Source organism: Nostoc sp. (genome assembly GCF_041747015.1).
Classification (GTDB): Bacteria; Cyanobacteriota; Cyanobacteriia; order Cyanobacteriales; family Nostocaceae; genus Nostoc.
In genome coordinates, this window is the sequence record NZ_JBGTFY010000042.1 from 15,238 (window position 1) to 39,305 (window position 24,068).

Here is a 24,068-nt window from a genome sequence, read left to right on the forward strand (position 1 = left end):
AGCAGTTATCCCTCGGATTACAAACAATGGATTATAAAAGCTGAATGTTGAAGGATGTAAACTCTTGAAAGGAGTTCTAATACGGTTTGGTTAGCTTGTTTATCACTCGACGATCCCCCCAGCCCCCCTTAAAAAGGGGGGCTATTTTCCTGCTTTACTCCCTTTTTAAGCGGGTCGCCGTAGGCGGGGGGATCTTATCCGAACCGTATCGACAGGAGTCTACATTTTGAATTGTCAGGATTCGTCATTAAGCAAGTTTTGGGCGCAAGCTAGTTGCAATTGAATGATTTCGCTCATTTGCTGACTATAATCTTGTCTAGCTTGTAAAAAAGTAGTGTGCGCTTTAGTTATCTTGGAATTATTAGCATTGAGCTTTTGATACTGAGTCTTATTTAAATCAAACATTCTGATGATGCTAGTAATTTTTTGAGCAATTGGCTGTCGAATTGCGCTTGACTCAGAAGATTGTAATTGTTCTCTCGTTTCAAAAACGTTATCAATGATATTTTTCGGTTTGACTTCTTCTAGTTGAGGCAATATGTTAGGGGAATAATTTTCTTCTTGGGTTATTTGGTTGGAAATATTAAGAGAATCTGCGATTTCAGATTGTTGAAGATTAGGTATATTTGGATGCTGTTTTTTGAAGCGTTCGCACTTAAAATCCCCAGCGAAATCTTCAACGAGTTTGCGATTTTCGTCGCTCAAAATAGCAGCAGCAATTGATTTTCCACCCAAGGTAACTGTTCTCAGAGTTGCTTTATTTTGATTAGCTGTTTCTTGGGCTTTACTGTACAGTGGTGATAAATCCACGTTCACTTGATGACTGAGTAGTTTTGCTAATGCTTTTACCATTGCAGCATGGTCATCCATCCCTCGACGATTCAGAGAAACTGTAATGTGTTCTTTGTTGTCGAGAATTTTATCAATCCATCGTGAACAAACACTACCGGCACCTGCTTCTAAAAATATTTTGACACCATCACCGTAGACACGGTTAACTAATTGCGGAAAATCAAGCTCTTGGCACAATCCTTTGGCAATGTTGTGAGCAATTGCATTACTTTCAAGTGCAGTTGGCTGATAATCTGCGGCTGAGTAAAACACAATATCGGGAAGATTTTGGGATGGTAAGGTATTTACTTTTTTGATTTCTTCAAACTGCGATCGCATCGCCTCACAGTGTATCACGTGGTCGAAGGGAGCCGGGAAAGAATTGCAACCTAAAGTTTGAATCACTCGCTTACAAGCGGCATCATCACCAGCAATTAATACTTCTTCTGGTGTGTTTATTTGAGTTAGATAAACACGATTCTCATGTTTAAGACATTCTCTAACTTGGGATGGAGTCGCCATGAGAACATAGGTATTCCAAAAATTGTTGTTCGGTGAATCCGTTAATCCCCAATATTCACGTACAGCATTTTTCGGACCAGATAGCTTATCGCCAAATAAAGGTGATGAGTTTAAGGTATTACTTCCGCCCTCAAAATCACTCCAAACTCCTTGAGCAACCATCATGCTAGTTTCACCCAAACTATAGCCAAAAACGGATTGCGGCTTGACTTGAAAATCATCTCGAAAAATTGCTGTCATATATCTAGCAAAGGCGATTTCACTTTCAAACATTGCCAGTGAATCATCTAACAATTCTTTTTCGAGAGTTTCTAGTTGCCTAGTTGTCAATTTAGGTAAACTTCTAGGATAAACCAACTTTTCAACATCAGCAGCGCGGTTGTAAAGGTTATTACTTTTTAAGTCCTCGAATACTTTCGGAAATAAACGGAAGACACTGCGACCAATGCCAATATAAGAATTGACTGCGGCGGGATAAACATAAGCAACTGCTCCAGTTTTGCCCAATGGTTTTGCTGTGAAATAACTGCCTAGTGGGGTTTGCCAATCTGTGCCATTTTCAAAGGCATTGTTTACACCTTTGCGGGCAGATTCAATTTCTTTGAGTAAATCTTTTGTGTTACGTCCTGTGATTGATAAGACGTATTTTACATCAGATTGCTGTTCAAAAGCAGCGAATATTTCGCTGGCGGTGGCTGATAAAGAAGAACTAGCTTCTATGGTATGTTGGAAACGGTTAAGAAGATCGGGGATAGTGGTGCGATCGCTAACTGCTATAGGAAACAAATGAAAAGGCATTTGTTGCAAATATCTGTTGTCGCGCTCCTGTTGGCTGGGTTCTTCCGATAAGATTAAATGGGCGTAACTTCCATCAATACCCATGCTATTAATTGCTGCTACTCTGCGTGTGCCGCCTTTATCGACAAACCAAGGTCTTGATTCCATTGCCACATAGAAAGGGCTACCTTCCCATACTTGCGGTGTTTTAACACCAGACCATTTGGGTGTGGCGGGAATGTACCTGTAATAAAGACACAGAGCGGTTTTGATTAAGCTAGCAATTCCCGATGCTGTATAGGTGTGGCCGATATTGGCTTTGACGCTGCCCAATGCACAATGCAGACCATTGCCCACTTTCGGATAAGCTTGCAGTAAACCTGTGATTTCCGCTTCATCCTGCTGGGAAACGCCACTACCGAAGACTTCTACATAGTTAACCTCCGTGGGTTGAATATCTGCCATCTGGAAAGCTTGTTTGCAGACATTGCTGATAGCTGAAGCATCAGGTTTTACCAGAGCGTTACTGTCAGTAGAATGACTTTGTGCAAAACTCATGGCATCAATGACTGCATAGATGCGTTCATTATCTTCTTTAGCAGCATCGTAGCGTTTGAGGACGACAGCACCGGCACCTTCGCCAACAGTCCAGCCATTTGCTTGTTGGTCATAACCCAACGTATTCACACCCGTATTAATTGGTGCAAATTGATTGCGGAACAAGACATTTTCCACACCACCGGACAAATCTACAGCACCCACAACCACTGCATCAACTTCACCCGTAGCGAGTAGCATTTGCGCCACTTCCAACGCTTTCAGGGCAGAATTTTCGCCGGCGCTGATGGTGAATGCCGGGCCAGTGAAATTCCATAAAGCTGAAATCCGACTTGCCATGATGTTGGCGATGTGACTTACATATTCACCGATTTCTACTGGTTGGTGAACGCTATCTTTAACAATGGTTTCCAGTTGCGCCAGATATTCAGCAGGTAAAGAAATTCCTTGATTGAGTAAGCCGTCTTTAACTTGCCAAGACAAATTCCATCTTTGTTGTAGCTGATGTACTGAAAATTCTGTCTCAGCAGCGACAATAACCGCCACATTGCCACCCTCCTGTAGTTTCGCATCTTTCACGGCGCGATCGCTAACTTTCAGGAGTAACAATTGTTGTGGGTTTAACTTTTCGATTTCATTCGGTGGGATTTTGCACGATAAAGTATCGATTTCAAAATCTTTGATATATGCCCCTACTGGTGCTTTACCATCTGCTAAACCGTACTCTTTCAAAACATTTTCTTGGTTTTCTATACCATGCCATCTTTGAGGCGGTAGGGAAGTAAAATGTTGTGTTCCATCATAAATACTGCGTTCAAAAGCATCCAAACCATTGCAGTTACCGAAAAAGGCATCCATGCCGACAATGGCGACTTTTACAGATGGAACAGGTGGAGTTGATTCAACTGGTTGTGTTGTATTTCCTTGTTCTAAAATCAGATGAGAATTGGTACCACCAAAACCAAAAGCGCTAATAGCTGCCCGTTTTATTGGTGCGTTATTATTAGGCCATGCTGTAGCTGCTCTAACAATTTTATCGGCGGAAATTGTACTATTTTCTGATGTTAAAGGTTCAGAAACATTCATGGTTGGTGGAATTAGACCATGCGACATACTCAAAATCACCTTAGTCAAGCCAACCATGCCAGCAGCAGTTAGCAAGTGACCAGTATTTGCCTTAGCGGAACCTACCAGAGGCGCAGCTTGATTTTGACCAAAGAATGTTTCTATGGAGTTGAATTCGGTTGTATCTCCTAGCAATGTGCCTGTGGCGTGACACTCTAAATAATCGATGGTTTTGGGACTAAATTTCGCTTCCTTATAGGCTCGTTCAAAAGCTAAAACTTGTCCTTTAGGATTCGGACTAAGTAGATGCTTGCCTTTGCCATCATTTGAGAGTCCATTACCGCAGATAGTAGCGAGAATATTATCACCATCTCTAACGGCGTCAGAATATCTCTTCAGCATCACCATTCCAACACCATCGGCGGGAATTAGCCCTCTAGAGGATTTATCTAAGGGGCGGCTGATGCCATTTTCTGCATATCCTTGAACACCGGAAAATAACATCCGCACGAATAGAGAATCTGCACAACTGATGGCTCCAGCTAACATGACATCAGCTTTGTGTGACCATAAGTAATGAGATGCTAGTTTAATAGCATAAAATGATGACGAACAAGCAGCATCCAGACATAAATTAATCTGGGATAGAGATAGAGCTTGAGCAATGATAGATGCTGGTAAACCAGATATCAGGGCATTGTATAAAGATGCTTTAGTTGCAGTTGGGAGAGTAGCTAAATCAAAATCTTCGTATTGCAAAAGTTCTCTGACAGCAGGTGCGATCGCTTGCTGGTAAATTGGAGAGAATAGCTGGTTAGATAATTTGGTTGGGAATGACAAATTACCTAAAATTACGCCACATTTTGCCAGGACAGTTTGATTCCCCCAATAACCACTTTGTACAATTGCTTGTTTCGCAGCATACAATGACCATTTGAAGGTGTTATCTAAACTAGAAACAAATTCTGATGGTAGATTGTATTCAGATGGATTAAATTGAAAGTTGCGGATGTATCCGCCTGTGAGGGAATAGGTTTTGTCTGGTGTACCTTTAACTGGATTGTGAAAGATTGTCGGATCTACTCCGATTTCTTCGACGGTTGCAGAGGATGTGGAATCTTTTTGATCAACGATGTTTTGCCAGTATTCTTCAGGGTTTTTAGCATCGGGGAATAGGCATGATAATCCGATGATGGCTATTTTTTCCACTGCTGATATGCTCCGAGTTTGGGTATTAGGCAAGAGATAATTAACAGGCAGGATTTACGCTGTTCCCCAAACTTTGAACATGGAAACCTATCTCCAAATCTCTCCCCTTAAAGGGGAGAGGCTTGGAATTCTCCCCCTTCCCGCACTTCGTGCCGCTACGCGAACGTAGGGAAGGGGGCTGGGGGGTTAGGTTTCGCGCTAGCTTTGATGGCGTGAAAATTCAAGAAAAATTACTAGCTTCTGAGCATTTTCATTGACCAAATAATGGCATGAGCACCGAGCATTCGTGAGTATATTTTACCTTGGCGATCGTGTATGATGAAGTTAGCGATCGCACTACTTGGTGTCTTAGCTATCACTTCACAAGAAACGTAAAATGTTTCGTTATGTGGTATCGCTTCAAACTGTTCAAATTTTTCGACTTTCCCAGGTAAACAACCTTCTTCATGAAAGTGTTGTGTCCAAATCCATAAGGCGTGCATACTCAAGTCAGTTGTGTAAGGATTTACCCATTGAACTGGGAATTGTCCTTGTTGCTGGGCGCTGAGTTCTGGCCAAAGACATTCTGTGGTGATTTTTTCAGGACTGATGTTTAAAACCCTCTTAACTTCTTGAAAACCGGGGCCGTGAAATAATGTAGCCCCACCATTTTGGTAAAAAGCTTTTCCTGTAGCGGTGATGATGTTATCTTGTTCGAGATTGAGAGATTCATAGATGGGTGCATCTGGGATTTCACGCTGAAGATGGAGTTGAGCGCTAAAGTGAAAATGGATTTTTCCTTCGGGGTTTTTACTCGAAATTTTAGCTTTAAGTTCGATGCTTTCAAGGTTAACTTTGGAAATCTCTTCTATTTCTAAAATATGTTCCTTCGCTAATGTTTCATTAAAAGTAATCCCCTTCAAAACTTTGAAATCTTGGTAATAAAATAACCGATAACCAGGATATAATTGTTCAGAAGCATTGATAATCCAGGTCATTGCACAAGTTGCTGGTAAAACTGGAGAACCAGCAATAGTATGATCGTGTAAAAATGGATTAGCTTCTAATGTCATTTGGCGACGAATACGATGGATTCGTAGTTCAGAATCTAACTCTGTCGCCATTGGAACTAGTGGGCTACCAATGACAACTTGTGCAGTTCCATGATTGGCATTATCCATTTCTTTAACGAGCATTTGCGCCCCGACTGCAATCGGAATTATGTCAATTTTTCGCTCTTGAAAAATCTTCTTTAATTCTGCTGTCACCATCCCACTATCCCAAGCGCCCCAGTTGATAGCGACTACATGACATGAGGGATAACTTTGCTTAAATATATGGGCTGATTTGTTCAGAATTTCATTTGCGATCGCATAATCAGATTGTCCGGGATTTCCGTAAAATCCGGTTACTGAAGAAAACAAAACTAAATGCTGAAGTTGATTAGGATTAACGCAAGCCAACAGGTTTTCTAAACCTTGAACTTTGGCGGTGTAAACTTTTTCAAAATCTTGTTCTGTTTTCTTTTCAATTAACTTATCAGCCAAGTTTCCCGCGCCGTGGATGATTCCGGTAATTGGGCCAAGATGTTGCACAGCATTGGCAAGTTTTTCTTGTAAAGCCGGCGTATCTGTGACATCGACGCTGATATATTCGGCTTTAGCTCCGGTTTTTTCAATTGCGGCTAGAGTCTTTTTAATTTCGCGGCTGGATGTAATTTTGTTATATATTTTTTGCACATTCATGGGTGTCGGCTTCTCTCCTTGGGAAAGAAGATTTTCCATGATGCATTTTTTCAATGCGGAGTCATCAGAATTTTGAGCAAAATCTGGCTCGGTTTCTAATAGTTCCGAGCGACCGAGGAGGATAAATTTGCAGGGTTGCTGCTGTGCTAATCTGATAGTACACTCAGCCGTAATCCCTTTTGCACCGCCGCTCACGACAAAGACAGATGATGGGGCTGTTTGTATCATAAATCCTCGTGAATATCTGGATAAATTTGCTTTCTTGGGTGTCGCCGATTAAAGGAAAACCTCACGCAGAGGAGCCAGTGCGTTGGGCGGCTCCGCCGACTTGTTCGCGCAGCGTCTCCGGCAAGGAGAAGCACCTGGCGTCGCGCAGAGGCGCAAAGAGAAGAAACACAGAGAAGATGAAGTGATTAACCTGCTTTTGGCATTGCTAAATCAAGGGATGAAATGAAATCTAAAACTCCTCATACTCTCTGCGTCTCTGCGCCTCTGCGTGTATAAATCATTCCGCAAAGCAACGCCCCTGCTTTTTAATCAGCGATAATCGTAACTCGTCCTTGTGAGCCGTAGCCAACTTCACTAATATAAAGATTGGGGTCGTGAAGCTCGGCAATGATGTTTTGTACAGACTGTTTGGCATCAAGTCTTGGACTTAGGTCGATCGCACGAGTAAATACTTTTGGCCATTCCCATCTCAGAGTTTTGGTTAATCCAAATAAACCAGCCCCGATCGCACCAAAGTTGACTTTGTACTCTAAACCGAAGGCTCCATCAAGGTGAGCAACTGTGCAGAAACAACTACGTCCATACTTTGCGGATTCGTTTAGAGAAGGTTTGAGGTGTTTCGCCATCAAAAATACGTGCTTGACGATCGCCTTTTCTGATTCGTTATAAGAAATACTCCCGGTGTGATTTGCTACAAACATCGGATGTAAATGGATGAAAGCCCCAATCGCTCCGCAGTGAGATGCGATCGCTTGCAATTGTTGTTGGAGATGTTCTTCACTCAAGTTTGCTAAGGTGACGCGGGTTACTCCTGTGGGTAAGGGCGCTTGCTGGGCGATCAGCGATTGGGGGAAGCTAATAACTACTACTTTCCAGCCTTTCTCGATTAAGGATTCAGTTAATTTATAAGTAGTGAGGGAACCATCATCGGTGATTAAACCGATGTGTCCCTCTGGTAACGTGAAATCCAAATAATCGGGCTGTGGTAGGCTTCTGAGTTTTACCGGATGGCGCTGGATATTATGCTCTAATTCCGGCGATCGCTGTTGGACAAACTCAGGTTCAGACTTTTTTTTTTCACCTCCAGCCAACTGCTGTAGGTAATCGACTATTTGGCCGATAGTGCGGAGATCGCCGAGTTCTTCGATATTCGGCTTGGGTAAGTTGGGGTACATTTCTTGCATTGCCCCCAAGATTTCCACCCGTTTAATCGAATCAATCCCTAAATCGGCTTCCATGTCCATTTCCAGTTCCAGCATCTCTACTGGGTAGCCGGTCTTATCGCTGGTGATGGCTAACAAGGTTTCACCTAAGTTTGCAAATTCATCACTTGTAGCGGGTTCTGGTTCTGGGGTGAATGCGACAACTACGCTTGGTTCGGGTGAAATAACTACCTCAACTACAGGTGCAGTCTCTATTGCAATCTCAGTTACTTGTTGTACTTCGTGAACTGCAATTTCTACAGAAACATTTTTGGAAGTATGGGATTGCAGATACTCTACAACTTGGCCGATGGTACGTTTTTCTGCAAGTTCTTCCAAATTAGGCTTGGGTAGGCTGGGGTACATTTCCTGTAGCGCCCCCAGGATTTCTACCCGTTTGATCGAGTCAATCCCTAAGTCCGCCTCCATGTCCATGTCCATTTCCAGCATTTCGACTGGGTAGCCGGTTTTGTCGCTAGTGATGGCTAACAGGTTTTTATCCAAGTCAACAATGTCGATGGTTGCACTAGATACGGGTGCTGGTTCTGGGGTAAATGCAACAACTTCGTTGAGTGGAGGTGAGCTAATTTTGACTACAACCTCGGTTTGGGGTTCTACTACTGGGACAGGTGGCGCGACTGTCTCGACAGTGGCGAAGTGGGGAGTGGGAAGTGGGGAGTAGGGAGTTTCAACTACAGCCTCTACCACCTGGGGAACGGACAGGAGAGGTAGTTGAGTCACATTTAAGGCATTTTTAGCTACTGGCTCAATTACAGGTAGAGGCGGGCTTTCTACTATCTTGGTAGTAGCGGGTACTGGTGCATCCGTAACAGTTGTTTCTGTGGTAAAAGGAATGAAATCCCCGTGGCTGAGTTTCTCTGTTAGTTGAGTAGCTCCCTCACCTGAGATAATTAGAGAATACTCTTGTTGGATGAGTTGGAAAAAGTTTTTAGTATATTCCAGCTGCTCTTGGAGGTATTGCTCATGGATGCGTAAAGTTTCACCTTGTTGGGAGTGAAACTGCATCATGCTGCGCTCTAAGCTTTCCATGACAACTAGCTTGAGTTTGGCAGTTTCCTCTGTCGATTTACTTTCACTCAACAAAGAATTCTGCTGCTGCATCAGTTGGAAAAACGCTTTGGCGTATTCCATTTGATGGTTGAGATAAGTACCGTGAACTTGTAAATTTTCGGCTTGATTTTCCTGAAACTGTGTCAGGAGATATTCTAAACTTGCTAAAAGTTGTTCGTAATTTGTAAGTTTCTCTGGCGTTGGTTGCATCTTAGATTCCTGGGCTGGTTGTGAATGGGTCACAGGATTCATTTGTTGCTCTGGCTGGCTGATGATATTAGATGTCACACCGTTCATTGCTGTGGCTGTTTTTTTATGTCCGTTAGTCTCGATCACTGCCAGAGGTGGAGTCACACCTGGGCTGGTAAATAAAGGAGCCGCATCAGAATATTCAGGGGTGGGTAATGTGACTTTATGCCCATCCTGCAAAGCTAGAGCGAAGGCATTTTTCGTTTTTTCGGATCTGTAGTTGATGCCGTTTAAACGGACATTTAATGTCTTCTTCGTCTCAATTGGCGGTATAGTTTGGGGAAGTTGGTAAGGATCAAGGTTATTCAAAGCCAGACCAATTACCCGCAACTGCACAACTGCTTCCCGTAAAGAGCGATCGCTATTCTTTTGAGTGCTGGGGTTCAAAGATACGGTAAGATGAGGGCGATCGCCAAGGATATCTTTCACCAAGTTGGTCAGAATTCTCCTCGGTCCAAATTCCACAAAGCAAGTACCACCCGCCGCATAGATATTTTCAATTTCCTGTTTAAATAGCACTGAGTTGGAAAGGTGCGTTTCCAGGATTTTTTGAATACCTTGGGGTTCCTTGGGATACTGCTTACTGGTGACGTTGCTATAAACAGGGATTTTAGGACTTTGGAACTTGACAGACTTGGTGGCGATCGCAAAGGATTTTTGAGCAAAGGCGATTAGCGGGGTATGGAAAGCTGCTGATACAGGTAACAATACAGCTGTATATCCTTTCTCGTGTAAAGCCTCTCTAACTCTCGCTATTTCTCCAGTTGGCCCAGCCAAGACAAATTGAGTCGGAGAATTTTGATTAGCGATCGCAACTTGGGGAAAACGCTTCAGCACTGCTTCCACTTTGCTGATGTCTTCTTTCACAGCCAGCATACTACCCGCATCATGATCTGGGTCTTCGGGTGCCGCCATTGCTTGACCCCTAGCTTTCACCAGAAACAAGTAATCTTCGGTACTCAAAACCCCCGCAGCCCACAACGCTGTCAGTTCCCCGAAGCTATGTCCCGCCACAAAATCTGATTTGAATCCAGCTTGTTGCAATATGCTGTACATCCCTGCACTCAACACCCCGATGGCTGGTTGAGCGTATTCTGTGCGTTGTAAGGCAGCAATTTGGGCATTTTTCTCTGCTTCCTCAAACACAGGATGAGGGAAAACAATCTCTGAAAGTGGCTGTAAATTATCTTTGAGCAACAGACTATCCATATAGCCATGAAGACGCCGCATCAAAGGAAAATTCATCACCAGTTCCCGCCCCATCTCCAAGTATTGCGAACCTTGGCCAGAAAATAGAGAGACAACTTTCCCACCCAACTCCATACCAGAGGCGCGGTAATAAATCCCTTGGGGATGCTCCCAGGATGCTGCTGTTCCTTTGTTTTTCAGCCAGTCAATGCTAGTTTGCAACAACTTGCAAGCTTCTTCCAGGTTCTCAGCTACAAACCCAAATCGGGCAGCAGAGAGGGGAATTTGTTGTGATTTGCACTCATTGACTAATTCTGCATAATGTGTCCTTGCTTCCGGCGATACTCCTGCGGAGTCACTTCGTGAACGCAACTTACCTAAAATCTCTTCAGATTTGCTCAACAATTGGTCTACTGTGGGAGCAAACAACAGCACTTCACTAGCACCACTATGTAAGCGATAAGCGTGGTTTTGGTCGGCTTCATATTCTTCCAAAACTACGTGATAGTTGGTGCCGCCAAAGCCAAAAGAACTCACACCTGCGCGTCTTGGTGCTTCACCTTCTGGACGAATCCAAGGTCTACTTTCGGTATTCAAATAAAACGCCGAATTTTTAATATTGAGTTTGGGGTTCGGCTCGGTGATGTTAATTGTCGGCGGTAATACTTTGTGATGTAAAGCCAAAGCAGTTTTAATCAAACTCGCCGCACCCGCAGCCGCTTTTGTGTGTCCAATTTGCGATTTTACACTACCCAAAGCGATGTGCTGCTTTTTGTGATCATGTTCGCCAAAAAAGTCTTTTAAAGAACCGAATTCTGTCGGATCTCCAGCCATTGTACCGGTGCCATGTGCTTCCATCAAACCAACAGTAGCGGGAGAGAAGCCAGCATCTTCATAAGCACGTTCTAAGGCTTTAACTTGGCCTTCTTTACGAGGAGCATAAATGCTCTTATAACGCCCATCACTGGAGGTACCAATACCTTTAATTACGGCATAGATTTTATCGTTGTCGCGTTCAGCATCTTCCAGGCGTTTAAGGACAATCATCCCGATACCTTCACCCAACATCATCCCATCCGACTTAGCATCGAAAGGTTTGACATTTTCACTGGGAGAAACCGCCGGTGTTTTGCTGAACGATATGTAAGCCATGATGGTATTGTCGGTATCAACACCACCAGTCAGCATCATGTCAGAACGATGCTCAACTAGCTCACTAATTGCCATTTTTAAAGCACCAAAAGAACTAGCGCAAGCAGCATCAACTACGCAATTCATCCCGCCAAAATTCAGACGATTGGCAATTCGTCCGGCGACTACGTTAGCTAACATTCCAGGAAAAGCATTCTCATCCCATTTCACATAGGCACTTTTGATTTTATCAACGATTTTTTGCGTATCCTCATCGGATAAACCACTGCTTTTAAGTACTTTTTCCCAAATCGGATATTCTAACCTCGCAGAAAGTGGCATTCCTAACTGCTTGGCCATCGCCACGCCTAAGATTACGCCAACAGTCTCGCGGCTAAACTCACGTTTTTCTCCATAACCTGCATCTTCCATCGCTTCTTTCGCAACTACTAAACTTAATAGTTGCGATACATCTGTGACTTCTAAAATGCTGGGTGGTATGCCGAATTCCATCGGGTTAAAATCAACCTCTGGAAGAAATCCGCCTCGTTTACAGTAGGTTTTATCCTCAGTGGTTCTCGGATTCGGATCGTAATAATCTTCGATGCTCCAGTGAGTGGAGGGAACATCGGTAATACAGTCAATTTTGTTGACTATATTTTGCCAATATTCTCGCAAATTTCTAGCTTTGGGCAAGAGAGAAGCCATGCCAACAATAGCTATAGGATTGTGTTGTAATTGTCTGTTAATTCTGTTGATTGACACTGATTTATCTGACTTCATTTTTTTTCCCTCAATAGACCTCATTACAGCCTGTTCACAATTATTGACAAGGCTTTTTAACTCCGCTAAGGCAGTATCAATTGAATAAGCAGACATAGGGCATAGTGAGTACTGTGGATTGTGTAGCTACAGTAATTTCTGTTGCCTACTAAATAATAAAAAACTCTCGTTTTGTAAGCAGTTAGCTATCCTATCTCCGCTAACTGCTTATCTTTTAATCGACACCACAAGACATATACTGCCCTGATAAAGCTTTAGGTTTACAGGCGATTTTGGCACACTGCGTAGGCGTAGCCCGTCGTAGACATCGCCCAAAAATGTTATACAACGCTAGACTTTTGATATTGTGGCAATAGGTCAATGACGTTGTTAAAACGCGTCTAATAGTCTGGGAATGTAATAGCTGCTTGACCAGTGAATTCAATCCATTTGTAATAGTAGAGATTTTGAGCAATTGTATCCCACTTGAACAATGTGAACTGAGGATTAGCTAAGGGAACAAAAATGCTTTTTTTACCCAAAACCGTTTGATTATCTAGCATCACTACAGCAACATAGCTGGTGTTAATGACAATATTCTGTATCTTGATAGATGTCATAGCCAGTTTCAACGTCCGGGATAATATACTTTATGGGATTTGACCCAGAAAAGTTGACAAGTTCGTTACCGAAAAGACACCACCTTTAATCCGAATTATGCAACTTAAAAAAGTAATTAAACGAGCAGAAGGTGATGATAAAGCAGTTATATTTAGTTATTTTTAATTTCAGGATTTCAAGTAAATAACTAATTTACCTAACTACTTTAAAGCATTGAATTAATAAAAACAATAACATACTTTACAGAAACTAAATCATTTCTTTAAAGTTCTTTTATAAATAACCCTATGCTCTTACTGATGTACATTTTGAATAATATCCAGCATAAAAGTATAATTTATAACTATATAAATGTGTGATCAATTTTTTTGTCTACGGATTAGGCATAAGTATTACAGCACTTCCGGCAGCTATGAGGTACATTGAGGTAGATTTTCAAAGCTGAAAGCTATGCTAGGAAAGGGCAAGGAGAAAAACTGTATTGCATAATAGCGGGAAGCGCTGTATCTTGATTAAGTTAACAGTACAAATCTATTGTCTCGTAAGTAACAATTCAATGAATACATAGATAAATTGAATAACCATAAGTATTTTTTTCAGAGAAACATCATAATTAACTTAAAGTTTTTGCTCATTTTTTAATATAAGTTGAGTGAAGAAACAAAGTGGTTATTTATAAAGCAAATGTTAATTTTCAGTATGTTCCTTGATGAACATAATATGGGTTCAATGGGTCTTCAGCAAAAAGTGAACCGAAGCAAAGCTCAGATTTTGTATTTACCAACCGATCCACTCTGCAATGAATTCCAGGGCTAATAGTAGGGGCGATTTATAAATTGCCCTTACTAGGAATCGTTATAATAATGTCTTATAGTACACAACCTTATTAACAATAATCTGTTAGTAATATAAAATCTGATTAATAAATAAGCATCTGTTAGTCAATACAGTTCAGTTAAGGCTAAAAACTAAAGCTGGTGTAGGTTGGGGAGCCAGTGCGTTGCGGGGGTTCCCCCCGTTGTAGCAACTGGCGTTTGAGGAACGAAACCCGACATTATCGAGACTTTGTTGGGTTTCACTATCGCTCAACCCAACCTACTATTCTCTTAACCCAAGCGTATTGATCTGTTAGTATTCAATTGGCGAGGAAGAATTAGTGATGAGTAAATTTCTTCAGTCCCTAATCTTACTGTAATGAAATATTTTAGTAAGGTAATCAAGACTTATACGAAGTCAGTTTGTTGACAAAATTCGCTTTTTACGCCATACTTAATGGCAAGTTTATCCAATTTTTGATATCATTTTTATTGGCACTTCATTGTTCTTGAGAGTTAAGTTTTCTGGCTAGCGCTATTGTATTTTACGCTACTGGATTAGATGTCAAATTAGGATATAACTTAGGAAGCTTTGAAGTAACACACCATTAATTTTCGCGCCAGGGTAGTGAGTTTGGGCGGCAGAAGCGTACAACAATTCATATAAAACCAATTTAGAACCATCCACTTTATTAAGGTAGAAACCATAGAGGAAAAGCCCTCTTGGCAATTTGCGGATGAGTCTATTCTAATCGACTAAATATAGCCAGATTATCCTCTAAAAAAGCAGAATTGGAATGAAAATATGGCAGCAAATAAAGAAAGCCGATTATTCACAAAACCCGTAGGTCGATCGCAAGTAATTTTAGCAGCTTCTCTAACTCTAGCGGCGGGATTAATCGCTTTTTATAGTTTGGTACCGTTTTGGTCTAAACCTAAAGTTGAGACACCGCCAGCGAATCCGCCAAAAGCTGCCACACCTGCGAAAGTTGCTGTGACAGCCTTGGGACGTTTAGAGCCAGAAGGCCAAGTTACTTCTTTAAATGCTCCCAATGCCAATAATGGCGTGCGAGTAGAAAGATTGTTGGTGAAAGAAGGAGATGCAGTTAAAGCAGGGCAAATACTGGCGTATTTAGAAAATTATGGTCGTTCTAGAACCGCTCTGCAACAAGCTTTAGACCAACTGCAAGTTGCCAAAGCTAAACTAGCGCAGGTGAAATCTGGAGCTAGAACCGGAGATATTGATGCTCAAAAGGCTGTAATTGCCCGTTTAGAGCCACAATATCAAGGGGATGTTGCAACACAACAGGCGACAATTGCCCGCATCCAGGCGGAAGTAGACAACGCTCAAGCTGAGAACGATCGCTATCAGCAATTATATAGACAAGGTGCGATCGCGGCTTCTGTAGCAGATACCAAAGCTTTGCAACTAAAGACTACCCAACAGCAGCTAGCAGAAGCTCAAGCCACCCTCAAGCGCACTCAAGATACATACCAAGAACAACGCAAGCAAGCAGAAGCGCAACTCACCAGTATTAGTGAAGTGCGTAGTGTAGATGTTCAGGTAGCACAAACCGAAGTCAACAGTGCAACAACATCTGTTCAACAAGCAAAAGCCGACTTGGATTTAAGTTATATAAAATCTCCCATAAATGGCAAAATTTTGAAAATTCACGCCAAAACTGGAGAAGTAATCAACACCAACACCGGCTTTGCTGAAATAGGTAAGACATCTCAAATGTATGTGATTGCAGAGGTGTATCAAACCGATGTTAAAAAAGTGCGTGTAGGACAAAAAGCCACCATTAACAGCACTGCATTTAATGGAACATTACAGGGAACTGTGAAAGAAATTGGTTGGCAAGTTGATAGACAAAGTATCTTCAGTCTCAACCCTGGTTCAGATACAGACCGCCGAATAATTGAAGTAAAAATCTCCATCGATAATCCCGCAGATAGTGAGCGGGTGGCTCGTTTAACTAACTTACAGGTAGATGTCGCCATTCAAATATAGTCATTGGGGTATTAGTTATTAGTCATTCATAAATAACTAATGACAAATGACAAATAACAAATGACAAATGACAAATAAATCCATGATTTTCAAAATTCCTTTAGGATGGCTACAGCTAGCCCAGCAAAAAGTTCGTTTACTAGTAGCTGTAGCCGGGATTGGCTTTATTGTGCTGCTAATGTTTGTGCAACTTGGGTTTCAAGATGCCCTTTATTCCAGTGCAACTGCTGTACATCAAAATCTCAAAGGAGATTTATTTTTAGTTAGTTCGCAATATAAATCTTTGACCTCAAATCAAAGCTTTTCACGGACTCGTTTATATCAATCTTTGGGGTTTAATGGCGTAGAGTCAGTTAGCCCCATGTATTTGCAATTTGCCAAACTAAAAAATCCTGCAACTGGTGAGAAATATTCAATATATGTTATTGGTTTCGATCCAGGTAGACCTGTGATAAATCTCCCAGAAGTTGAGGAAAATTTAGATAAACTCAAAACTCCCGATGTCATGCTTTTTGACCGGGGTTCTCGCCCAGAATTTGGCCCAATAGCTGAAAAATTTAATGCGGGGGAAACTGCACAGACAATTGAAATATTTCCCTTCAATTCATTAATTGGTTATCGGGTGAGAATCGGTGGATTATTCACATTAGGCCCTTCCTTTGGTGTAGATGGAAATTTACTTGTCAGTGACTCAACTTTTTTGAGGATAAATCCTAATACTCGTCCGGCAGATATGATTGATGTCGGTTTGATTTCCCTCAAACCTGGTACTGATGCAGAAACAGTACTAAAAAATTTGCAAGCAAGTTTGCCTAATGATGTCCAAATTTTTACACGCCAAGGCTTCATTGATTTTGAGAAAGAATACTGGGCTGTCAGAACACCCATTGGTTTTATTCTTAACTTGATGTTGACAATGGCTGCGGTTGTTGGAGTAGTTATTGTTTATCAAATTCTTTACAGCAATATTGCTACACAGTTCGTTGCTTACGCCACCTTAAAAGCCATAGGCTATGCCAATAGATATTTATTAAATGTGGTATTTCAGCAAGCTCTGATTTTGGCAATCTTAGGTTATATCCCAGGATTTATTACTTCTGTTTTGTTATATAGCTTTGCAGCAGAAGCAACTAAACTACCAATAATGATGACCACTAATAATGCAGTGATTGTCTTAACCTCCACAGTTTTAATGTGCATAACATCAGGAGCGCTTGCGATCAACAAACTCCGCTCCGCAGATCCGGGAGATATTTTCTAACCAAGACAAGTTGTTAAAGATAAGCAAGTTCGTAGTAAGGACTTTAGTCCATATTCGCTAAGCACTAAAGTGCTTACTACAAACTATCAAAACTAGCACTTTTCTTTTAATCAAAAATCCAAAATTGGTATAACCCTTACTATATGAACCTCAACAACAAAACCCTCCTAATTACCGGGATTAATGAATTTGTCGGTTTGCGTACAGCCGAGTTAGCAATAGCGCAGGGAATGAAGGTTCGGGGACTACAAAGTTCTACAGAACAGAACAAACAATTACAGAATTTAGGTGTAGAGGTAATTGTTGGTAGTATTGCCGATTCTACTATTGCTCAAAAGGCTTGTCAGGGAGTAGATATAGTTTTACATACAGAGCAAATTGCCGAAGAAGCTGGTGCAATTAAGCATTTTCGTGATATCAATGTTGGCGGTACTGTCAACATGGCTAAAGCCGCTAAACAAGCTGATGTCAAAACATTTGTGCATCTATCCAGTGTGATGGTTTACGGTTTTAACTATCCTGATGGTGTTACAGAATCCGGGCCACTTTCTGGCGAAAATAATCCCTACTGTCAAACGAAAATAGAAGCCGAAACAGCAGTATTAGAACTGAATCATCCTCCAGATTTTGGCATCATCGTTATTCGAGCCGGTGATGTTTACGGCCCAGGAAGTATCCCCTGGATAGTCAGACCAATTCTGATGATGCGCCAAAAGTTATTTGCCTGTGCCAATGATGCTAAAGGAGTGATCAATCATGTATATATAGATAATCTGATTAATGGCATCTTTCTGGCGATAGAAAAAGAAACCTACGGTGAAATATTTAATATCACCGACGGACAAGAAACTTCGTGGAAAGAGTATTTTATGCGTTTAGCAGCAATGGAAGATTTACAAGCACCCCTTTCATTATCGAAAGATGAAATCAAGTTGTTTCTAAAGCTACGCGTTCAAGGGCAAAAACTTTTTCGTAAAAAAGTTGATATTCTACCAGAGTCTATAGATTTTATGACTCGTCCCTACGCTTGTTCTATTGTCAAAGCACAAAACCTGTTAAATTATAAACCAGCAATTGACCTCGAAGAAGGAATGCAGCGAACATCTAAATGGCTGCAAAAAACAGATATTCAAAGCTTGATGAAATAATCCTCAGATTTTTGAGAATTCAGGAGCCAGGAGTCAGAATTCAGAATGATTACAAAATAAAGAAGCTAGAGTAAGCTTGATTTTATTGAAATTATTAAGCTTGCTATCAAAGTATTCTGAATTCTGAATTCTGACGTTGCATCTGCCTAACAATTAGCTGCAATTCAGCATAAAATAATCCACAGATTTTCCGAATACTTGTTTTCTATGAGTAGTAATCAGCCACGATTAAGCATCGGATTACCTGTATACAATGGTGAAAAATTTATCAAAGCAGCCATAGATTCACTCTTGGCTCAGACCTTTGAAGATTTTGAGCTAATTATTTCAGATAATGCATCTACAGATAAAACTGAAGAAATCTGTAGAGCATACACCGAGCAAGACCAACGTATCTGTTACTACCGCAATGACAAGAATATCGGTTGCGCTCGTAACTTTGATCGCGTTTTTAAATTATCTTCAGGTGAGTACTTTAAATGGGCAGCCTACGATGATCTACATGCTCCAGATTTTATCAAGAAGTGTGTTGATGTACTTGACCAAGACCCTAGCATAATCTTGTGTCACTCCCAGACATATTTCATTGATGAAGAAGGGAATTTTCTCCAAAATTACGATATCAAACTCAAGGCAGATGCACGAAAACCACACGAGCGTTTTCATGAATTGCTGACCAAGCATTTATGTTATCAATGTTATGGGGTAATTCGTGCCAGTGCCTTGAGAAGGATACCACAGATGGGTGGTTATGGTAATGCAGATGGAATTCTCTTGTTAAGACTTGGTCTTCTTGGTAGGTTTTATGAAATTCCTGAATACCTGTTTTTTGCCAGAAGCCATCCGCAACAATCAATGAGTATGTATTTCCCCAATTATTTGTTGTTTACGAACAACAGTAAAAAACACTCATTGAGTATGCTGCCTGATTTCTACGCTTATTCAGTGTGGTTTGATTCAGCAAAGAAAGGAAAAATTTTATTGCCACATTGGAGAATAATTTGGGAGTATCTACTCTCTATATGGCGTAGTTCTCTGAGTTGGAATGAGCGGCTGTGTTGTCATATAAGTCTACATCAGCAGTTAAAAGGGACAGAATATCTTTTGCTGAAAGATTTGCTAAAAGCAGTGCAAGCACTTTGGAAAGCTTGGCAACTCAGCATTAATTAAAGAACAGCAAGAATCAAAGCTTTTTCTCAGCCACAAAATCACCTATTATTCACTACAAAATTATGTTGAAGCTATCTCAACTATCTCATGTTTTGCTTGCTACTTTAGTGAGCCTCAGCTTTGCTAAAACAGTGAATGCAGAGCCAACTGCAACACTTAGTGTTGTTGTCAATGGAATACGTCACCAAAAAGGTGAGATTTGCTTCAGAGTTTACGCAAGTGAAAAAGGATTTCCGATGAGTGATGCTAGTGAAGCTCAAAGTGGCTGCGCTAAGATTACTGGCAATTCTGTAACAAAAGAATTTACCGGCTTGAAGCCTGGAACTTATGCTGTCGCCGTAGTTGACGATCAGAATGGCGATCGCAAACTCAATAAAGACTTTTTTGGTATTCCCAAAGAAGGTTTTGGAATTTCCAAAAATCCAACTGTATCCATACAAACAGGTACACCAAAATTTCGTGATGCCAGTTTTGTTATAGACAAAAATACAACTGTCAACATCATCATGAAATATTCGCTGGATTCGTAAAGGCGACTGGGGACTGGGGACTGGGAACTGGGAACTGGGGAGCAAGGGAGAGAATAAAAAATTATCTCTTTCTCCTCTGCCCAATACCCAATGCCCCATGCCCCATTCCCCATTCCCAATCTCTTAATTCTGTCGGAGACTAAAAAATTAATGGAAGAGTTGGCGATATTTCTATCTAAGTCTTTGACGGGTTGGTTGGTTATTCAGGTGTGTTTCACGCTTGTTTTTATATGGTATCTGCGCTCATCTAAAAAAAACTTATTACCAGATGATCAGTTACCCAAAACCGCAGTGATTCTTTGCTTACGCGGAGCTGATCCGTTTTTGCCTAGATGTTTGCGATCGCTCCTAAATCAAAACTATCCACAGTATGATTTAAAGTTGATCGTTGATAGTCACGAAGATCCCGCTTGGAAAATTGCCAGTGAAACTATCACTGAGCAAGAAGCAACCAACGTTCAAATCAGCCCTTTGAGAATAGTACGCAACAATTGTAGTCTCAAATGTAGCTCTTTAATCCAAGCTGTCGGTGAGTTGGATGATTCTTACAAGGTGGTTGCCTTAGTAGATGCTGATACTATAGTCCATGTAAATTGGCTCAGAGAATTAGTTAGTCCTTTGGGCGATGCGAAGGTAGGAGCGACAACGGGTAATCGTTGGTATGTGCCTACAGGTAGGTATTGGGGTTCTTTAGTCCGCTACGCCGGCAATGTATCCACAGTTGTGCAAATGTTTATCTTCCAGATTCCTTGGGGTGGGACTTTGGCTGTGAAAACAGAAGTGCTTCGCCAAACAGAACTGCTAGATAAGTGGGGACAAGCTTTAGGCGAAGATTTTATGATGCACGACATCCTCAAAAAACAGGGGTTGCAAATAAAGTTTGTGCCTTCGCTGCTAACAGTAAATCGTGAAGAGACTGATTTATTCAACTTAATAGATTATCTCAAGCGTCTCATTCTTTATTCTCGACTGTATCACCCACGTTGGTTAGCTTTAGTTAGTGAAGCTGTTTCTAGCATTTTGTTTCCGACTATAGTCATCATCTTAGTTCTTGAGTCGTTGTTACAGGCAAAATGGGAAGCTGCGGGTCTGTTGTTAGGCTGCTATGGAGTCTATACTGTCGGATTACTCTTGATCATGCTCGTGTTGGAATTAGAAGTACAGCGAGTGATTCGCTCTAATGACCAAGCAACAGCAAAATTATCAGTTGCTACAATCATCAAAATGTTGATTGCAATTCCCCTAACACAGTGGGTTTATGGGTTAGCAATGCTATCATCCCTGTGGACATCAACAGTTACGTGGCGCGGTGTCAGCTATCGGGTTCAAGGGCCCTGGAATGTCCGGCTAATTGAATATCGCCCTTATCAATGGTTAGATCAGCCTATTGATAGCAAGGTTTCTCTTTGAGCTAAATCGCTAAAATATGAACAATTCGTAGTTCGTAATCACGCTCTCTACGAGACGCTACGCGTAGCTTGCTCCTTTGCAGGAGTACGACGTGAACTCGCTACCACTATGCTAACGTAATTATGTTTTATATAAACAGGGGTATCAACCCGTATTCAATTACGAATTACGAATTACGAATTACGAATTACGAATTATGATGAACTAGGGTATGAAAGTTATTACACTAAACATTCCCTAGTCTTCAAATTATATTATCTTATATTTAGTAGAACTATATTAGCTATAACCCTTGTCAGAATACACGCTTTCTCTTATTGATTAGCAAAATGTATTTGCATTAATGACAAGGGTTTAGACAAATATATTAAGGGGAATTTTGACTTAGTAATTTGGATGTTTTGATAGTTTCAATCCAGGTTTATAAACATCCACTTCAAAATCGACAATTTCGGCTATTTGACAATGCGTAAATCCTTAGTCTAACTGTATTAGTGGGAATTCCTGAACCAAATCATCAGGATGTTCATGAAACATAAGCTGCGTAAATCCTAAATTCAAAACCAGCATTTTCGTGAAATATTCCCTTTTTTATGACTAAGCAAAAACTTCGCATTGCACTATTTACAGGGTTGTACGCTCCTTTCTTGACTGGAGTTTCAGTCGCAGTTCACCAACGGGTTCGTTGGTTGCTAGAGCAAGGACATGAGGTTTTTTTAATCCATCCACAAATCAACGATCGCTACCCCAAAAATGTTGGCGATCGCCCTATGGCAGGTTTAGAGGAAATCCAATCTTTCCCTAATTTCTCTGCTTACGCATTCCCTACAGAACCACTAGTATTCTACAAGTCTCTTCCTCAACCATTGAGCTATCGTCATTGGAGCGATACCAAGTTGCTGGAGAAATTCAAACCCGACATTATCGTGGTTGAAGAAGCAGCCCAAATGAGAGGTTTATACTCATTTTTCTTGCAAGGTTATGGTCGTCCTATCGGCACTCAATACGCAAAACGAACAGGCACGCCAATAATATCACTCTTTCATACTGATATTGTTGCATATATCAAATATTACTTTGGGGACAAATTCTTTAACTTGGTTCGTCCCATCGTTCCTGTTTTAGTCAAGCAATTTAGTGAGTCTTATGACTTCAATTACTTTTCTTCTAAAGAACAACTCACTAAATACGAAGAACTGAAATGCCAACGCGCTGAATACGTCGCTTATCAAGGCATCGATTGCGAAAAATTTCACCCACGAAACATTTGTTACAACCCAATTCCTAATGATAACCGCCCGACTCTTTTGTTTGTCGGACGTATCACACCCGAAAAGAATGTCAACCAACTGCTTGATATATTTCCAGTCATAGCTGCCAAAATCCCTGATGTCCATCTGGTGATTGTTGGTAGCGGCCCGTTGGATGAAGAGATTCGTGAACGTGCTAAAAAGTTTGGATCGGGTGTGACTGTATGGGGCGAATCCCACGGTACAGAACTTTTAGGTTGGTTTGCTAGAGCGGATATTTTTGTCAACCCCTCTGTCACCGAGAACTTCTGCACTACAAATAACGAAGCGTTAGCCTCTGGAACCCCTCTAGTTGCGGTTGTTGCACCGTCAACTTCAGAGCAGGTATTTCCTGGTCGTAACGGCTTTCTTGCTCAACCCAACAACCCTACAGATTTTGCTCAAAAGGTGATTGCGATTCTGGAAAATCCAGATTTGAAAGCAGATATGACTCGGCACGCTCGCCCCTCTATACTCGAATTTGATTGGTCGGCGTGTATGCAGAAATTTGAAGGCAAACTCTACCAAATCGTTGAAGGATCACAGAAGGTAGAGGTAGGTACTGGCAGTATCAGACGATAACAATTATATGATGCTTGCCTAACGAGCCGAATCAAAAGACCTCTCCCTGATTTTACGTAGTAAAATCGTCCCTCTCCGAGTCGGAGAGGGATAGATTTGGACTTTAGTTTAAGTTAGGGGGAGGGATGACACGCTAGTTGTTGTCCTGTTCTTTTTCCGATCTTGCAGGGAAATTGGTCTGGGAGGGAGATGCATTAACCATCCAAAAGGTGATGCGGGATGAGTGGTAGTCGCTACTTGTTGGATACAAATGCGATCGTAGTACTGCTTGCATTTTTGCATTTGCATTGCTGTGCTATCTAAATGCAACCTGCTGCAATGCGATTGTAATGCCATTGCATCGACTTACAATACAATTGCATCGACTCACAATGCGATCGCATCGACTCACAATTCGATTGCATCGACTCACAATGCTATTGCATCGACTTACAATTCGATTGCATCTACTTGCAATACAATTGCATCGACTCTACAAACAATGTGCGATACAGCGCTTGCGGCTATTATGCAATACAGTTTTTCTCCTTGCTCTCTCCTATCAAAGCTTTCAGATTTGGGGATGTACCTCATAGCTGCCGTAAGTGCTGTAAGATCTACAATTCGTCCAAGCTAGTTTTACCACCCCGCCACCCGTGCAAAATAGGCATAGTAAACAATCCCCACGCCAAACCTGTAATTAACCCAAAAGGCGTAACTAGATAATTATTA

11 protein-coding genes and 1 pseudogene are annotated in these 24,068 nt (G+C 41.4%); 7 read left to right on the forward strand and 5 right to left on the reverse strand.

Features of this window, described 5'->3' with window-relative positions; genetic code table 11:
* Positions 1–234: 234 nt before the first annotated feature.
* From ACEW80_RS03380 to ACEW80_RS03395, 4 genes are all read right to left on the reverse strand, one after another.
* Complete coding sequence (locus ACEW80_RS03380) at positions 235–4,962, reverse strand: PfaB family protein (RefSeq protein ID WP_373525236.1); 4,728 nt, start codon at positions 4,960–4,962, stop codon at positions 235–237.
* Between the two features lie 233 nt (positions 4,963–5,195).
* Positions 5,196–6,914, reverse strand: coding sequence for an SDR family NAD(P)-dependent oxidoreductase (locus tag ACEW80_RS03385; protein WP_373525237.1), 1,719 nt, complete (start codon positions 6,912–6,914; stop codon positions 5,196–5,198).
* A 305-nt stretch (positions 6,915–7,219) separates the two neighbouring features.
* Positions 7,220–12,634, reverse strand: coding sequence for a beta-ketoacyl synthase N-terminal-like domain-containing protein (locus tag ACEW80_RS03390; protein WP_373525238.1), 5,415 nt, complete (start codon positions 12,632–12,634; stop codon positions 7,220–7,222).
* 284 nt (positions 12,635–12,918) lie between these two features.
* Complete coding sequence (locus ACEW80_RS03395) at positions 12,919–13,137, reverse strand: hypothetical protein (protein ID WP_373525239.1); 219 nt, start codon at positions 13,135–13,137, stop codon at positions 12,919–12,921.
* Between the two features lie 1,621 nt (positions 13,138–14,758).
* On the opposite strand from ACEW80_RS03395, the gene ACEW80_RS03400 reads away from it, so the two are divergent.
* The 7 genes from ACEW80_RS03400 (at position 14,759) to ACEW80_RS03430 (ending at position 23,357) form a co-directional block, all read left to right on the forward strand.
* The gene (locus ACEW80_RS03400; protein ID WP_373525240.1) at positions 14,759–15,967 is read left to right on the forward strand and encodes an ABC exporter membrane fusion protein; all 1,209 of its coding nucleotides are present in this window, start codon (positions 14,759–14,761) and stop codon (positions 15,965–15,967) included.
* A gap of 82 nt (positions 15,968–16,049) precedes the next feature.
* A complete protein-coding gene (gene devC / locus ACEW80_RS03405) occupies positions 16,050–17,228 on the forward strand; it encodes an ABC transporter permease DevC (protein ID WP_373525245.1) in 1,179 nt (392 codons plus the stop codon).
* A gap of 143 nt (positions 17,229–17,371) precedes the next feature.
* Positions 17,372–18,376: an NAD-dependent epimerase/dehydratase family protein gene (locus ACEW80_RS03410; RefSeq protein ID WP_373525241.1), complete on the forward strand. Its 1,005-nt coding sequence runs from the start codon at positions 17,372–17,374 to the stop codon at positions 18,374–18,376.
* A gap of 207 nt (positions 18,377–18,583) precedes the next feature.
* Positions 18,584–19,546 (forward strand): glycosyltransferase family 2 protein, encoded by a 963-nt coding sequence (locus ACEW80_RS03415; RefSeq protein WP_373525242.1) that lies wholly within the window; start codon positions 18,584–18,586, stop codon positions 19,544–19,546.
* A 62-nt stretch (positions 19,547–19,608) separates the two neighbouring features.
* A complete protein-coding gene (locus tag ACEW80_RS03420; RefSeq protein WP_373525243.1) occupies positions 19,609–20,076 on the forward strand; it encodes a DUF2141 domain-containing protein in 468 nt (155 codons plus the stop codon).
* A gap of 150 nt (positions 20,077–20,226) precedes the next feature.
* Positions 20,227–21,486 (forward strand): glycosyltransferase family 2 protein, encoded by a 1,260-nt coding sequence (locus ACEW80_RS03425; RefSeq protein ID WP_373525246.1) that lies wholly within the window; start codon positions 20,227–20,229, stop codon positions 21,484–21,486.
* A gap of 593 nt (positions 21,487–22,079) precedes the next feature.
* Positions 22,080–23,357: a glycosyltransferase gene (locus ACEW80_RS03430; RefSeq protein WP_373525244.1), complete on the forward strand. Its 1,278-nt coding sequence runs from the start codon at positions 22,080–22,082 to the stop codon at positions 23,355–23,357.
* Between the two features lie 596 nt (positions 23,358–23,953).
* Here ACEW80_RS03430 and ACEW80_RS03435 read toward each other — a convergent pair.
* A pseudogene (locus ACEW80_RS03435) lies at positions 23,954–24,068 on the reverse strand (DUF2085 domain-containing protein); the annotation flags it as partial.

What these genes read in the sequence shown, in the direction of transcription:
- ACEW80_RS03400 (WP_373525240.1), top strand. Translation starts at nt 14,759, where the DNA reads ATGGCAGCAAATAAAGAAAGCCGATTATTCACAAAACCCGTAGGTCGA.
- devC (WP_373525245.1), top strand. Translation starts at nt 16,050, where the DNA reads ATGATTTTCAAAATTCCTTTAGGATGGCTACAGCTAGCCCAGCAAAAA.
- ACEW80_RS03410 (WP_373525241.1), top strand. Translation starts at nt 17,372, where the DNA reads ATGAACCTCAACAACAAAACCCTCCTAATTACCGGGATTAATGAATTT.
- ACEW80_RS03415 (WP_373525242.1), top strand. Translation starts at nt 18,584, where the DNA reads ATGAGTAGTAATCAGCCACGATTAAGCATCGGATTACCTGTATACAAT.
- ACEW80_RS03420 (WP_373525243.1), top strand. Translation starts at nt 19,609, where the DNA reads ATGTTGAAGCTATCTCAACTATCTCATGTTTTGCTTGCTACTTTAGTG.
- ACEW80_RS03395 (WP_373525239.1), bottom strand. Translation starts at nt 13,137, where the DNA reads ATGACATCTATCAAGATACAGAATATTGTCATTAACACCAGCTATGTT.
- ACEW80_RS03430 (WP_373525244.1), top strand. Translation starts at nt 22,080, where the DNA reads ATGACTAAGCAAAAACTTCGCATTGCACTATTTACAGGGTTGTACGCT.
- ACEW80_RS03425 (WP_373525246.1), top strand. Translation starts at nt 20,227, where the DNA reads ATGGAAGAGTTGGCGATATTTCTATCTAAGTCTTTGACGGGTTGGTTG.
- ACEW80_RS03385 (WP_373525237.1), bottom strand. Translation starts at nt 6,914, where the DNA reads ATGATACAAACAGCCCCATCATCTGTCTTTGTCGTGAGCGGCGGTGCA.
- ACEW80_RS03390 (WP_373525238.1), bottom strand. Translation starts at nt 12,634, where the DNA reads ATGTCTGCTTATTCAATTGATACTGCCTTAGCGGAGTTAAAAAGCCTT.